Origin of the sequence: Enterococcus thailandicus (assembly GCF_001886265.1) — a bacterium.
Lineage (GTDB): Bacteria > Bacillota > Bacilli > Lactobacillales > Enterococcaceae > Enterococcus_B > Enterococcus_B thailandicus.
The window spans coordinates 1-14791 of sequence record NZ_JXLE01000020.1; the positions used below are offsets into that span (position 1 = coordinate 1).

General features: G+C 38.4%; 11 protein-coding genes. 1 reads left to right on the forward strand and 10 read right to left on the reverse strand.

The window, feature by feature from the left end; translation table 11 throughout:
- Positions 1–90: 90 nt before the first annotated feature.
- The gene (locus RV17_RS11490; RefSeq protein ID WP_071869277.1) at positions 91–1500 is read left to right on the forward strand and encodes a PTS galactitol transporter subunit IIC; all 1410 of its coding nucleotides are present in this window, start codon (positions 91–93) and stop codon (positions 1498–1500) included.
- A gap of 445 nt (positions 1501–1945) precedes the next feature.
- On the opposite strand, the gene RV17_RS11495 is transcribed toward RV17_RS11490, so the two are convergent.
- The 10 genes from RV17_RS11495 to purD all read right to left on the reverse strand — a co-directional run bounded on the left by RV17_RS11495 (position 1946) and on the right by purD (position 14784).
- A complete protein-coding gene (locus RV17_RS11495; protein WP_067481213.1) occupies positions 1946–2698 on the reverse strand; it encodes a DeoR/GlpR family DNA-binding transcription regulator in 753 nt (250 codons plus the stop codon).
- Positions 2699–2847: 149 nt separating this feature from the next.
- Positions 2848–4254: a dihydrolipoyl dehydrogenase gene (gene lpdA, locus RV17_RS11500; RefSeq protein ID WP_067481212.1), complete on the reverse strand. Its 1407-nt coding sequence runs from the start codon at positions 4252–4254 to the stop codon at positions 2848–2850.
- A gap of 7 nt (positions 4255–4261) precedes the next feature.
- Positions 4262–5887: a dihydrolipoyllysine-residue acetyltransferase gene (locus RV17_RS11505; RefSeq protein WP_071869278.1), complete on the reverse strand. Its 1626-nt coding sequence runs from the start codon at positions 5885–5887 to the stop codon at positions 4262–4264.
- Between the two features lie 19 nt (positions 5888–5906).
- The gene (locus RV17_RS11510; RefSeq protein WP_071869279.1) at positions 5907–6884 is read right to left on the reverse strand and encodes an alpha-ketoacid dehydrogenase subunit beta; all 978 of its coding nucleotides are present in this window, start codon (positions 6882–6884) and stop codon (positions 5907–5909) included.
- A gap of 2 nt (positions 6885–6886) precedes the next feature.
- Positions 6887–7996, reverse strand: a complete 1110-nt coding sequence (pdhA, locus tag RV17_RS11515; RefSeq protein ID WP_067481205.1) for a pyruvate dehydrogenase (acetyl-transferring) E1 component subunit alpha — start codon at positions 7994–7996, stop codon at positions 6887–6889.
- 443 nt (positions 7997–8439) lie between these two features.
- A complete protein-coding gene (locus tag RV17_RS11520) occupies positions 8440–9864 on the reverse strand; it encodes an aminotransferase-like domain-containing protein (protein ID WP_067481203.1) in 1425 nt (474 codons plus the stop codon).
- 61 nt (positions 9865–9925) lie between these two features.
- A complete protein-coding gene (gene wecB, locus RV17_RS11525) occupies positions 9926–11062 on the reverse strand; it encodes a non-hydrolyzing UDP-N-acetylglucosamine 2-epimerase (protein WP_067481201.1) in 1137 nt (378 codons plus the stop codon).
- Positions 11063–11239: 177 nt separating this feature from the next.
- Positions 11240–12217 carry a GMP reductase gene (gene guaC / locus RV17_RS11530; RefSeq protein WP_067481199.1) on the reverse strand — a complete coding sequence of 326 codons (978 nt, stop codon included), beginning with the start codon at positions 12215–12217 and terminating at the stop codon, positions 11240–11242.
- Positions 12218–12502: 285 nt separating this feature from the next.
- Positions 12503–13417, reverse strand: coding sequence for an aldo/keto reductase (locus RV17_RS11535; protein WP_071869280.1), 915 nt, complete (start codon positions 13415–13417; stop codon positions 12503–12505).
- 77 nt (positions 13418–13494) lie between these two features.
- A complete protein-coding gene (gene purD, locus RV17_RS11540) occupies positions 13495–14784 on the reverse strand; it encodes a phosphoribosylamine--glycine ligase (protein WP_067481195.1) in 1290 nt (429 codons plus the stop codon).
- Between the last annotated feature and the right edge of the window lie 7 nt (positions 14785–14791).

A 14791-nucleotide genomic window follows, 5' to 3' on the forward strand; every position in this document is an offset into this window, starting at 1 on the left:
AACCTGTGTATTCTCAAATGGAACAAGCAATCCAATCGATTCAAAAATAAGAAAAAATGATTTTCAACTTGACATAAAGGAGAAAAGAGCATGAATGCAATTATTGATATCGCAAATACGATTTTCCAGCCTCTAATCAACTTAGGGGCTGCACCTTTGATGACTATTGTTTTAACACTGATCGCGCTTTGTTTTAAAGTCAAGCCCACTCGCGCACTGGAAGGCGGGCTGAAATTAGGGATTGCCTTAACAGGGATTGGTGCAATTATTGGTATTCTAACGACTGCATTTTCGGGCGCAATGACCGATTTTGTTGAACGTACCGGTATTTCATTAAATATCACCGATGTTGGCTGGGCTCCTCTAGCAACAATCACTTGGGGCTCCCCTTATACGTTGTATTTCTTATTGATTATGGTTATCGTCAACGTTGTTATGTTGTTCTTAAATAAAACAAACACATTAGATGTTGATATTTTTGACATTTGGCATTTATCAATTGTCGGTCTATTCGCCATTTTCTGCGGAGCAAATCTATTGATTGCTACACTGTTGGTTATTTTTATCGGTGTCTTAAAAATCATCAATTCTGACTTGATGAAGCCAACTTTCAACGATTTGTTAAATGCACCTGATTCAAACCCAATGACTACCACACATATGAACTATATGATGAATCCAATCATCATGGTTTTCGATAAAATTTTTGATAAAATTTTCCCATGGTTAGATAAATATGACTTCGACGCTGCCAAATTAAATAGCAAAATCGGTTTTTGGGGATCAAAATTTGCTATCGGGATTTACTTAGGTATCTTTGTTGGCCTACTAGCTGGTCAAACACCAACCGAAATCTTCTCACTCGCATTCACTGCCGCTGTCTGTTTAGAGCTATTTTCTTTGATTGGCGCATGGTTCATTGCTGCTGTTGAGCCTTTATCACAAGGAATTACAGATTTTGCCTCAAACAAATTAAAAGGTCGGACCATCAATATCGGTTTAGACTGGCCCTTCATTGCTGGTCGTGCAGAAATTTGGGCTGCTGCCAATGTGTTAGCACCGATCATGCTTCTTGAAGCGATTGTTTTACCAGGAAATAAATTATTACCTTTAGGTGGTATCATCGCTATGGGTGTTACACCCGCCCTATTAGTTGTGACTCGCGGTAAATTGATTCGTATGATTGTCATTGGTGCAATCGAATTACCGTTATTCTTATGGTCAGGTACCTTGATTGCTCCATTCGTTACAGAAACTGCAAAAAAAGTTGGTGCATTCCCAGCAGGACTAAATGCTGACTCCTTGATTTCTCACACTACAATGGAAGGTCCAGTCGAAAAATTCTTGGGCTATTTAGTTGGTCATGCTTCTCAAGGGCAAATTGAATTTATTCTGTATGCGATTTTAGCACTTGTCGCTTACCTATTGATTTTTGTTTGGTATGCTCGTCAAATGAAAAAAAGAAATGCTGCTTACGCTGCGGAAAAAGCTACTATGTAAAAAAGGTTGTGGTGCAAAGCGGTCAGCTCTGACAAAATAATGAGCAACTGACAAAAATATCTTTTCATATTTTGAGACAGTTACGAATTATTTCGAGGAGTTGCTTTGAGAACACCGTGTAAAACGTTGTGGCGCAAAGTGTTTAGCTCAAACTATTCATCTCTGACTAGATAGTTAGCAGATACTTCAAAAATAGCTAAACGTCTTTTGAAGCAAACGTAAGCTATAACAAAATTTTGGTTTGAGAACACCATTTATTCGAAAAACGAGACCGGAACAGAAGTAACCTAACTCGAAAAAAACGCCTAAAATCCGTTTTTGAAAACGTTGATTTTAGGCGTTTTTTAAATTGTAAAATGTGTTAAGAACGACTGGGGTTTTGTCCCAGTCTCTTTTTTTACCAGCGTCTTGGTCTTTTCTTTTATAAAAAACTTTATAAAGAAAGCTAAACGATCACCTGAACTTCTTTTTCCAGTTTTTGGTAAGTATCATAATCGTCCTTATTCATCACAACTGCTGTAATATCTTTTAATCGATAATAAGAATAAAAATCTTGTTTCCCCACCTTGGATGAATCAATCAATAAATAGCGCTCGATTGAATTATCTAGAGCAATTGCTTGTGTTTGTCCTTCTTCGATCGTCGCAGTCATCACTTCATCATCCTTCACTGCATTGCTGCTGAAGAATGCCTTATGAAAATGCATATCTTGTAATGCTTTGTTGGAAATTTCGCCAAAAAATGATTTTGTCAGCTCACGCATTTCACCACCAACTAAGTACACTTTTAAATTTCCTTGTTTTTTACTCAATGTTTTGAATACTGGCAAACAATTAGTTACTACGCGCAAACGTTCAAATTCCATAATTTCTGCCAATAACTCAATGGTCGTCCCAGGTCCCAGAAAAATTGTTTCATCTTCTTTGATTAGTTGCACAGCCTTTTGCGCAATTTCCTTTTTCTCTTCGCTATTAATAATTTGTTTGTCACGATGAGAAAGCTCGGCATGTTGATAAATATTTAGACTTCGCGCGCCGCCATGAACCCGTTTCAGGCGTCCTGCTTCTTCCAACTCTGTTAAATCTCGGCGAACAGTCATGTCAGAAACCGATAGACGTTCAACAATTTCACTCACTTTAATCGTTCCTTTTTGATCTACTAAAGCTACAATCGCATTCCAACGTTCTTCTTTCAACATTTCAATCGCTCCGTTTACTATAATCTTTCTTCATTCTACGATAAAAAAAGTGTTATGTATAACAAAACTCCCTGATTTCCTTCTCTAGCTAACAAAAAAAGATGTACGACATCAACTGTCGCACATCTTAAAATTCATAAACTGATTTTTTAGATATGAATTGGTAGCCCTAAAGCTAATTCAGCTGTATCCATTGTAATTTCACCAAGAGATGGATGTGGATGAATTGTTAAAGCAATATCCTCAGCATTCATGCCTGATTCAATTGCCAAAGCAAGTTCAGAAACCATGTCACTTGCTCCAACACCACCAATTTGCGCACCAATAATCACGTGATCTTCAATTGTTGTTACTAGACGCAAGAATCCTTCTGTTTTTCCTAATGAAATAGCACGTCCATTACCTGCAAATGGGAATTTGAACGATTTTGCTTCAATCCCAGCCTCTTTCGCTTCTGCAATCGTCATCCCAACACTTGCTAGTTCAGGATCAGTAAATGCAACAGCTGGCATTGCTTTGTAATCAACAGCAACTTTTTTACCAGAAATAGCTTCAGCAGCAATTTTTGCTTCATAACTTGCTTTGTGAGCAAGCGCCGCACCAGGAACAATATCACCGATTGCAAAAATATTAGCCACATTTGTTCGGCCTTGTTTGTCAACGGGGATCAATCCACGCTCGCCGATTTCAACACCAGCTTGTTCCAAACCAAGATCATCCGTATTTGGACGACGACCAACTGTAACCATAACAAAGTCAGCTTCAACTGATTGTTCTTTGCCGTCTACTTCATATTTCACTGTTACGCTATCACCATTGTCAATTGCTTCTTTCGCCATTGCTGAAGTGACCACTGTAACATTTTTCTTTTTGAAATCATCAGTAACTAGTTTAACCATGTCTTTTTCATACGTTGGTAAAATTGAAGGTGAGCCTTCTAAAATTGTAACTTCTGATCCAAGGTTTGCATAAGCACCACCTAATTCAGCACCGATAACACCGCCACCGATAATCACAAATTTCTTAGGAACTTCTTTCAAGTTTAAACCACCAGTTGAATCTAACACGCGTCCACCAAATTTAAATCCTGGAATTTCGATTGGACGAGAACCAGTTGCAACAATTGCGTTGTTAAATGAGTACGTTTGAGCAGAATCAGGATGAATAACACGTAATGTGTGGTCATCTACAAAGAAAGCTTCTCCTTCGATGATTTCTACTTTATGTTTTTTAAGCAACATTCCAACACCACTTGTCAAACTTTTAACAACTTGATTGTCTTTCCAATCTTGTGTTTTAGTAAAGTCTAACTCAACACCTTTACTTGTTACACCAAATAAAGTTGAATCTAATGATTCTTGGTAATGATGACCGGCAGAAATCAAAGCTTTAGAAGGAATACATCCTACATTCAAACAAACTCCACCGATATACTCACGTTCAATAATGGCAACTTTTTGTCCCATTTCTGCGGCACGGATGGCAGCTACATAGCCGCCAGGTCCAGCACCGATTACAACTGTATCTAACTCAATGGCAAAATCTCCTACTACCATTTTCCACTCATCCTTCCATCAATAATAATTCTGGATCTGCTAATAAACGTTTGATGTTATTCATTGCTTTCTGTGCAGTTGCACCGTCAACGATTCGATGATCAAAGCTTAATGATAATTTCATCACGCGACCAACAACGATTTCACCCTCGCTATTCACGACTGGTTGTTGTGCAATTGTACCCACACCTAAAATAGCAACTTCAGGGTAGTTGATAACTGGTGTAAACCAACCACCACCAACAGAACCAATATTACTGATTGTAATTGAGCCATCACGCATATCTTGGGCAGAAAGTTTACCATCGTGCGCTAATGCTGCTTTTTCATTGATTTCATCAGCAATCGCAAACATACTCTTCATGTTTGCATCTTTGATATTTGGTACATACAACCCGTGGTCCGTATCAGTTGCAATACCAATATTGTAGTAATGTTTGTACACAATTTCTTGTGTTTTGTCATCAATTGACGCATTCAACACTGGGAATTTCTTCGCAGTTGCTGTCAATGCTTTAACAACATATGGTAAGAAAGTTAATTTTGTGCCATTTTCAGCAGCAACATCTTTAAATTTCTTACGGTGATCCCAAAGTTTTGAAACCTCAACATCATCATGTAAAGTTACATGTGGTGCTGTGTGTTTGCTATTAACCATCGCTTTAGCAATTGCTTTACGTGTTGGTGTTAAAGCTTCACGAGTTTCACGCTCTGCTTGACCAGACTTGAATGCAGCTGGTTCTGCTTTTGGTGCAGCAGCCGGTGCTTCTGGCGTTGCTTTTGCAGCTGTTGGTGCTGCTTCTGGTGCAGTCGCTTGAACAGGTGCGCCACCTGAAGCAAATTGATCGATATCTTCTTTTGTGATACGGCCACCTTTTCCAGTAGCAGTTACTTGTGAGATATCTACATCTTTTTCGCGAGCATATTGACGAACAGAAGGCATTGCAAGAATGCGTTTTGATTCGTCAGCTGTAGCAACAACTGTTGATGGCGCAGCTTTTGTTTCTTGAGGAGCTGCCGCAGCTGGTGCTTGGGTACTTGGTGCTGAAGATTGACTTGTGTTATGTCCTGGTGCATCGATTTCTACCAAAACATCACCCACATTTGCCACAGTACCTTCTGGAACTAATACGTTTTTGACTGTTCCAGTAACAGGTGATGGAATTTCTTCAACTGATTTGTCATTTTGGACTTCTAATAATGTATCATCTTCGTTGATTGTGTCGCCTGCTTTAACAAACCATTTTACGATTTCGCCTTCTGCAATTCCTTCACCGATATCCGGTAATTTAAATTCAAAGACGCCTTCACTAGAACCTTCAGCTGTTGGTGTTGCAGCAGGAGATTCAGGTGTTTGTTCTTGAGCGGGAGCAGCTGGTTCGCTATCTTCATAACCAGGTGCATCGATTTCTACTAAAACATCACCCACATTTGCCACAGTGCCTTCTGGAACTAATACGTTTTTAACCGTTCCTGTAATAGGAGATGGAATTTCTTCAACTGATTTGTCGTTTTGAACTTCTAACAATGTATCGTCTTCATTGATCGTGTCGCCTGCTTTAACGAACCATTTTACGATTTCGCCTTCTGCAATCCCTTCACCGATATCCGGTAATTTAAATTGATAAGCCATGAATTTTCCCCTTCTTTTCTTAGAATTCTGCGATTTCTTTGACTTTTGCTTCAATATCAGAAGCGTTTGGTAACCAAGCATTTTCCGCTTGTCCAAATGGGAAGACAGTATCAGGTGCAGAAACACGTCCGATTGGTGCTTCTAAAGAAAGAATCGCGCGTTCTGAAATTTCAGAAACCACTTGTGCGGCAACGCCTGCTTGTCTTTGTGCTTCTTGAACAACAACTACACGGCCTGTTTTTTCAACAGATTGAATGATTGTTTCAATATCAAGAGGAGCAACTGTTCGTAAATCAATAATTTCAACCGAAATATTTTCTTGCGCTAATTTATCCGCAGCCTTGATTGCTTCACGAACCATTGCACCGTAAGTAATGATTGAAACGTCTGATCCTTCACGAGTTACTGCTGCTTTATCCAAAGGCACTTCATACGCTTCATCTGGCACTTCCTCACGGAAAGAACGATACAGTTTCATGTGTTCTAGGAAAACAACTGGATCATTACTTCTGATTGAAGAAATTAATAAACCTTTTGCATCATAAGGATTTGATGGAATCACCACACGAATACCAGGTGACTGTGCAATCAATCCTTCTAAATTATCTGAGTGCAATTCTGGTGTATGCACACCACCACCAAACGGTGAACGAATCGTGATTGGTAAGTTTCTTGTTCCACCCATGCGATAACGCGTACGCGCCATTTGCGCAACAACTTCATCCATTGCTTCAAAAATAAAGCCAAAGAATTGAATTTCAGGAACTGGACGGAATCCTTCTAAAGCTAAACCAAACCCAAGACCTGCAATCCCTGATTCTGCTAAAGGTGTATCGAACACACGATCTTCACCAAATTTTTCTTGCAATCCTTCTGTTGCACGGAAAACCCCTCCGTTTTTACCAACATCTTCACCAAAAATGACGACATTTTCATCATGTTCTAGTTCAAGTGCTAAAGCATCAGTGATTGCTTGAATCATTGTTTTTTGTGCCATGATTATTTCGACTCCTTCGCTTCATAGATTGCAATTTGTTCTTTAATTGTTTGTGGTGATTCTTCAAACATATTCTTCAAGAAATCCGAAACTTTTTGTTTTGGTACTTTATCAGCTTCTGCAATTGCTTCTTTAATTTCTTCTTTTGTTTGTTCAATTACTTGTTCTTCTTTTTCTTCAGACCATAATCCTTTTTCAACTAGATAGTTACGGAAACGAATCAATGGATCTTTCTTTTGCCACTCGCCATCCATCTCTTTTGAACGGTAACGTGTTGGATCATCACCTGATAAAGTATGTGGACCATAACGATAAGTCAATGTTTCAATCAACACAGGACCTTTTCCGCTAATTGCCCAATCACGAGCCATTTTTGAAACAGTATAAACAGCTAGTGGATCCATTCCATCAACTTGGATACCAGGAATTCCAGCTGCAACAGCTTTTTGTGCTAATGTTTTAGCAGCTGTTTGTTTTTCACGAGGTGTTGAAATTGCAAAACCGTTATTTTGAATATAGAAAACAGCATTTGCATGGTAAGCACCCGCAAAGTTAATTGCTTCGTAGAAATCTCCTTGTGAAGAACCGCCATCACCAGTATAAGTGAAGACAACGTTTTTCTTGTTACGTTTTTTCAAGCCTAGTGCTACACCAGCAGCTTGAACGTACTGTGCACCAATAATAATTTGCGGTGGTAGAGCTTTCAATTCTTCCGGATATAAATTACCAGCAACATGTCCACGAGACCATAAAAACGCTTGCGTTAATGGTAAGCCGTGTTGAACAAGTTGGGGAACATCACGATAACCAGGTAATAAAACGTCTTCTTTGTCAAAAGCAAATGCACTCGCAAGTTGGCTTGCTTCTTGGCCTGCTGTAGGCGCAAAAAATCCAAGACGTCCTTGACGGTTCAATGCTGTTGAACGTTGATCCAAGACACGTGACCAAACCATTTTTGTCATTAACTCAACTAATTCATCATCTGATAAATCAGGGATCAAATCTTCATTTACAACTTTTCCATCTTGATCAAGTGCTTGATAAACTGGAAAATCTGAATTGACTTCATCAAGTAAAGCCTGGAAGTCGATTGGTGCTTTTTTGTTTGCCATTTGTCACACATTCCTCTCTCGTCTATAAGAAATTCTCTTCTAGCTACGATTGAAACAGTAATAGAATCTGTATCACTATTTAACCGGCTTCATACATAAATTATCATGTATCATGGAGAAATACAAGTTATAAGCCCATAAATTCACGATAATTTTTTATAAAAATAATCCTTGCTACATCAGCGATAGTGAATTGAATCACAAACAAGAAAGCGGTTTACATTTTGCTTAAAAAAATCCTCCGTATTTTAATAGCAAAACATCGAACTGTTTCTATTTACAAACCTTGTTGTTACAACTTTTATAAAAGTTTATTCTCGACGCATTCTAGGATCGTGCATAACTTTACAAACAACTAATGAAGCTGTTATACCGAACTTCTGTAAAAAAATTCATCAACAAAAAAACAGCATAGAAAAATCACTATGCTGTTACAGTTTTCTTTATTTTTTTAGCATTTCTGCTGCTTGGTTCATTAATTCACTAAATTTTGGTAACTCTTCTTCTGATAGCCGACTGAAGTTCAATCGCAACCCGTTCACTTCTTCTCCAAATAATTGCGCTGGAGCAATCCCTAACCCTTGCGCAATTAATTCATCCGCAATCTCCGTTGATAATTGCTTACCTTCCCACGTCAGCCAAGCATAGTAACCACCTTTTATTGGATGTAACTCAAAAAAAGTTTGCTCCTTCGACCAATCAATCAATCGTTGACTTCGCTTAACTAATTGTTGCCGCACTAATGACATTTTCGAGAGAAAAGCTTCATCAAAAACACTCGTTGCTAACATTTGTGAAACGATACTTAGTGAAAACTCCATCATTTCTTGTGCATTTGCTAAGCGAGCGATTAATGTTTCAGGACCTAATACCCAACCGATTTTTGTCGTTCGACCTAAAACGCGTGACAAAGAACCAATATATAAGACATTATCTGGATCAAGTAACCGTAGCGGTTGGACCTCATTCATCTCCGAAAAAGAAAAATCAGTAAAAACATCATCTTCAATAATAGGCAATTGGTATCGACGACATAATTGCACAAGCGCTTCGCGTCTTTTCTGACTCATGACTTTTCCCGTAGGATTTTGAAAATTAGGATTGACTAAGACAGCTTTTACCTGATTTTTTAAAATTGATGTTTCTAACTGCTTCAAATCAATTCCTTCTTCATCCATCGCTACACCAAAAAGGCGAATCCCCGCTGCTTTAAACAAAGGAAGACGATAGAAAAAGGACGGTGATTCTACCGCGATTGCATCTCCTGACGACAAAATGGTTTGCAAAATCAAAAAAATAGCTTGCTGACCGCCACCCGTGACCAAAAGTTGGTCCGCAGCAAATGTCAATTGAAGTTCTTCTTTTAAATATCCCGTGATTTTTTCTTTCAAAGGCAAGTAGCCATAGCGATTCATTCTCTTTTCTTCCATTAATATATCTGCTAATGAATAAGAGGGAAATTGAAAATCAGGCAATAACTCATTCGGCATTTCACTAGAATACAAATCAAGAAACGCACTGGTTTGCTTTTTTCCACGATTGATTTTTTCTTCATAATGATTAATTGACTGCTCATATCGATGAGCAATCAGTTGACGCCAGTCAATTCTCGGAATGGAAAACTTGCCCCATTCCGTTTGATTGACGTAACGTCCACTACCTTGTTTACTTGTCAAAATTCCAAGCGCACGTAACTCTTCCAATGCATGAACCACGGTGGAACGATTCACCCCGAAAGCCTCTGCTAACTTCCGTTCCGAAGCAAGTCGCTCTCCTGGATTTAATTCGCCTTGTTCGATTTTCCGCATGATTTGATCCATCATTTGTCGATATGCAGGTCCTTGTGCCTTATCAATTTTTTGCCACATGAGATCTCCTCACTTACTTTTTATCTCTAAAAAAAGAATAAAACTTACGAAAAAATAACCATTATTCAAAATCAGTTGGTCGGTTTTCTTCTATATTAAAGTAATACGCCATTGCATCTAAAATACGTTGACTTGCTTGGCCATCCCCATATGGATTGGAGGCATGCGCCATTTCTTGATGTGCTTCTTTGTTTTCAAGCAAACGAGTTGTTTCGTCATAGACAGTTTCTTCATCTGTTCCAACCATTTTCAAAGTACCTGCCTCAACACCTTCTGGGCGCTCTGTGGTATCACGCAAGACAAGTACCGGTACGCCAAGTGATGGTGCTTCTTCTTGAACACCACCAGAATCCGTCAAAATCAAATAACTTCGTGCTGCAAAATTATGGAAATCGACAACGTCTAAAGGCTCAATCAATGATACATTAGCTAAATCCCCCAGAATGCCAATTGCTTCTTCACGTACTTTTGGATTGCGATGCATCGGAAAAATAAATTTCACTTCTGGATGTTCATTGGCAACACGCGCAATTGCTTGGAATACTTGACGCATTGGTTGACCGATATTTTCGCGACGATGCATTGTCACCAAGACCATTTTATCCTCTTTTGATGCTGGTAGATGTTCACTTTGATATTCATCATCAACAGTGTAGCCCATTGCATCAATTGCAGTATTCCCAGTTACAAAAATAGCGTCTGTTGGATGATTTTCTTTTTCTAAGTTTTCTTTGCTTTGACTTGTTGGTGCAAAATAAATATCACTTAAGACATCTGTCAATTGACGATTCATTTCTTCAGGGAATGGCGACCACTTATTCCAAGTTCGCAAACCCGCTTCCACGTGGCCAACTTTGATTTGTTGATAGAACGCTGCTGTCGCACTCGCATAAGTCGTTGTTGTATCTCCATGAACTAAAACGATGTCTGGTTGTTCTTCTAATAACACAGGTGTCAAATCATCAAGAATTCTTGAAGTAATTCCTGCTAAAGTTTGTCCACCTTTCATCAAATTCAAATCATAATCAGGAGTAATTTCAAATACTTCTAACACTTGATCAAGCATTTCCCGATGCTGCGCCGTAACGGCAACTTTTCCAATAAAGCGTTCATCTTTTGCAAGAGCTTTAACTAAAGGCGCCATCTTAATCGCTTCTGGTCTTGTACCAAAAACAGATAATACTTTTACTTTTTTCATAACTTCCATTCTCCTTTTCTTTCCATCTTCTATTGTAGCTGAATTTTCGAAAAAAAAGAAATAAAAATAACAAATTTTTGCGTAACCTATTTTCTCAATCCAAAAAAAAAGAGCATCAGACAAAGATTCATCTGACACTCTACTTACTACTATTTAAGATTGAAAAATTTTTCTATTTTAAATTGTATCTCCATTAAAAATAGAATTCTTCACGATTACATAATCCACTTTGCGAATCGCTTCTAAGTCACGTCCACCTGCATAAGAAATTGAAGATTGTAAATCTTGTTGCATTTCAACTAACGTATCTTTTAGTGAACCTTTGTGTTGAATCCAAATTTTCTTACCTTCAACGTTTTTCTTTTCGCCTTTTTGAAATTCAGAAGCGGAGCCAAAATACTCTTTATAAACAACTCCATTTTCAACTTTTGTTTCGCCCGGAGATTCTTCGTGTCCAGCAAATAGTGAACCGATCATAACCATCGTTGCACCAAAACGAACTGATTTCGCCACATCTCCATGTGTCCGAATCCCGCCATCTGCAATAATTGGTTTACGAGCAGCTTTTGCACACCATCTTAACGCAGCTAACTGCCAGCCACCTGTTCCAAAACCTGTTTTGATTTTCGTGATGCAAACTTTTCCTGGTCCAATGCCAACCTTTGTTGCATCAGCGCCAGCATTTTCTAATTCACGAACTGCTTCAGGTGTCCCAACATTTCCCGCAATCACAAATGTTTCAGGAAGATGTTTTTTTATATGTTGAATCATGTTAATTACTGAATTGGAATGCCCGTGAGCAATGTCAATTGTGATGTAATCTGGTACTAGATTTTTTTGTGCTAATTCTTCAACGAAAGCATATTCGTTTTCTTTTACACCGACACTAATTGATGAGATATATCCTTCTTGTTTCATTTTTTTTATAAATGGGATACGCGCTTCTTCATCAAAACGGTGCATAATATAAAAATAGCCGTTTTTTGCTAAAAATTCTGCAATTGACTCATCAATAATTGTTTGCATGTTTGCAGGTACTACTGGCATTTTAAATGAGTGCTTACCTAAAGTCACTGTTGTGTCACACTCTGATCGGCTATTTACGATACATTTATTCGGAATTAGTTGGATATCTTCGTAATCAAATACTTTCATCAAATTGTCCTCCTAATGTTCAGTTCAGTAAAACACGAACATTCTTCGTTTTATTCAGGCGTTTTTTAGCGCCCTATGTAATTTAACTCAACTAAATAAAAAAATCAAGCGAAAACCATGAACATTTTACGAATAATGCGTTTTCTTAGACTTTTTTCAATAATCTGTTCCTTTAAACAGGGTAATGTTCGGAAAAAAGGTAAAAAGACAAAAACAGGACTTGCTACAAAAAATAGCAAGTCCTGTTTTTTTAGTTATCGGATAACCAATACTACACACCAAGTTCTATGGCAAAATATTTCCTGCAGCCATGTATAGATCATACCAATCTTCTCTTGTTAACATAATTTCAGAAGCTTTTGCAATTTCTTCAATTCGGCTAAGATTCATCGTCCCAGCAATCACTTGCATGTTTGCTGGATGACGCAAGATCCAGGCTGAAGCTAAACCAGTTGGTGTTGTGTTGTATTTTTCAGCCATTTCGTTTAATTTTTGATTTAATTCTGGGAATTTTTCATTACCGATAAAGACACCTTCAAAAAAACCATATTGATAAGGAGACCATGCTTGAATTGTCATATCATGCAACCTTGAATAATCTAGTACACTGCCATCATGATCGATACTTGCAGCGTCCGTCATGTTCACATGAATTCCTTGATCAACCATTTCTGAATGCTTTAAACCAAACTGTAATTGGTTAGCTACTAAAGGTTGACGTACTGATTTTTTCAATAGCTCGATTTGCATTGGTTTTTGATTACTTACACCAAAATAGCGAACTTTACCCGCTTTTTCTAATTCATCAAAAGCTGCAGCGACTTCATCAGGTTCGACTAATGTATCTGGTCGATGCAACAACAAAGCGTCTACATAATCCATTTTTAAGCGTTGTAAACTGCCTTCGACAGAGGCAATAATATGTTCTTTTGAAAAATCAAACATAACTCCTGGAACGATTCCACATTTTGTTTGGATAAATAAATCTTCACGCTTCAACGAAGTTTTTGCCAATGCGTCTGCAAAAATTGATTCACATTCACCATTTCCATAGATATCTGCATGATCAAAGAAATTGATTCCATTATCATAAGCAGTCTCGATTGCCTTAGCTGGATCTTTCGCACTATTGATACGCATACAACCAAGAATTACTGCTGAAACTGCGTGATTTACTGTTCCAAATTGAACCTGTTTCATAAAAAATTCCTCCTTTTTTACACAATAAAAGTGTAGCACAACTTCTATGAAAAGGCTTTATCAAATCAAAAATATTTTTATCTTTTAGCCGATGATTTCTCTTTGACTAATTTTAATGCCTTGTTTCCAATGTCATGCCGATAAAATGTTTTGGTCGTTTCTTTTCTTCGAAGTGCTTCATAAATAAATTTTTGTGCTTGCTCTAACGTTTCAGCTTTGGCTTCGACTAAATAGATTCTTCCACCCTTTCCAACTAAACGTCCTTCTTTTTCTGCCACACCTGCATAATATACCTGAACATGCGGTTCATCAGAAAAATCTGGCAACACCATCTCTGTTTCATACGTTGCCGGGTAACCTTCAGCAGCGACAACAACACCCACATGAAAATCACCTTGCGACCATTCTAATTCGATTGAACGATTTTCTAGTAGATCATCAATCACTTGAGCAAAATCATTCACTAGTCTTGGTAAAACAACTTGTGTTTCTGGATCACCAAATCGAGCATTGAATTCAATCACTTTCGGTCCATCAACGGTTGCAATCAAACCAGCGTACAAGATACCCGTGAAAGAACGACCTTGTTCAACCATGCCCTGCGCCGCTGGTTTCAAAATCGTTTCAATAGCTTCATTAATCATCTCTTCCGGAATTTGTGGGACTGGCGAATAAGCACCCATTCCCCCAGTATTTGGTCCTTTGTCTAAGTCATACGCTCGTTTATGGTCTTGTGAAATTACCATTGGATAAACTTCTGTGCCACGAACAAACGCTAAAAGCGAGAACTCTTCCCCTTCCAGAAACTCTTCAACCACAATTTGACTCCCGCTTTCACCAAATCGATGACTCTTCAACATGTCCTTTGCGGCTTGTACAGCTTCTTCCATTGTCATCGCGACAACGACACCTTTACCAGCAGCTAAACCATCTGCTTTTACAACAATCGGTACGCCTTTTTCTTTGATATAAGCTATAGCCAGCTCATAATCATTAAACGTTTGGGATTCAGCTGTCGGAATCTGACACTCTTTCATTAGTTGTTTAGCAAAACTTTTAGATCCCTCAATCAACGCTGCACGTTTTGTTGGTCCAAAAATTTTCAAATCTGCCGCCATAAAGTCATCGACAATTCCATTTAACAAAGGAACTTCTGGCCCAACAAATGTCCAAGAAATGTGCTTTTCTTTTGCAAATGAGATGAGCGCATCATGATCTGTTTCTGCAATTGTGACTGGTTGTATCCCATCCTTTTTCATTCCAGGATTTCCCGGGGCGCAGTAGACTGTTTCAACTAACGGACTATCCGCCATTTTTTTCCCAATCGCATGCTCGCGACCGCCTGCACCTATAATCAAAATTTTCATGAGTTAC

What these genes read in the sequence shown, in the direction of transcription:
- RV17_RS11490 (WP_071869277.1), top strand. Translation starts at nt 91, where the DNA reads ATGAATGCAATTATTGATATCGCAAATACGATTTTCCAGCCTCTAATC.
- RV17_RS11495 (WP_067481213.1), bottom strand. Translation starts at nt 2,698, where the DNA reads ATGTTGAAAGAAGAACGTTGGAATGCGATTGTAGCTTTAGTAGATCAA.
- lpdA (WP_067481212.1), bottom strand. Translation starts at nt 4,254, where the DNA reads ATGGTAGTAGGAGATTTTGCCATTGAGTTAGATACAGTTGTAATCGGT.
- RV17_RS11505 (WP_071869278.1), bottom strand. Translation starts at nt 5,887, where the DNA reads ATGGCTTATCAATTTAAATTACCGGATATCGGTGAAGGGATTGCAGAA.
- RV17_RS11510 (WP_071869279.1), bottom strand. Translation starts at nt 6,884, where the DNA reads ATGGCACAAAAAACAATGATTCAAGCAATCACTGATGCTTTAGCACTT.
- pdhA (WP_067481205.1), bottom strand. Translation starts at nt 7,996, where the DNA reads ATGGCAAACAAAAAAGCACCAATCGACTTCCAGGCTTTACTTGATGAA.
- RV17_RS11520 (WP_067481203.1), bottom strand. Translation starts at nt 9,864, where the DNA reads ATGTGGCAAAAAATTGATAAGGCACAAGGACCTGCATATCGACAAATG.
- wecB (WP_067481201.1), bottom strand. Translation starts at nt 11,062, where the DNA reads ATGAAAAAAGTAAAAGTATTATCTGTTTTTGGTACAAGACCAGAAGCG.
- guaC (WP_067481199.1), bottom strand. Translation starts at nt 12,217, where the DNA reads ATGAAAGTATTTGATTACGAAGATATCCAACTAATTCCGAATAAATGT.
- RV17_RS11535 (WP_071869280.1), bottom strand. Translation starts at nt 13,417, where the DNA reads ATGAAACAGGTTCAATTTGGAACAGTAAATCACGCAGTTTCAGCAGTA.
- purD (WP_067481195.1), bottom strand. Translation starts at nt 14,784, where the DNA reads ATGAAAATTTTGATTATAGGTGCAGGCGGTCGCGAGCATGCGATTGGG.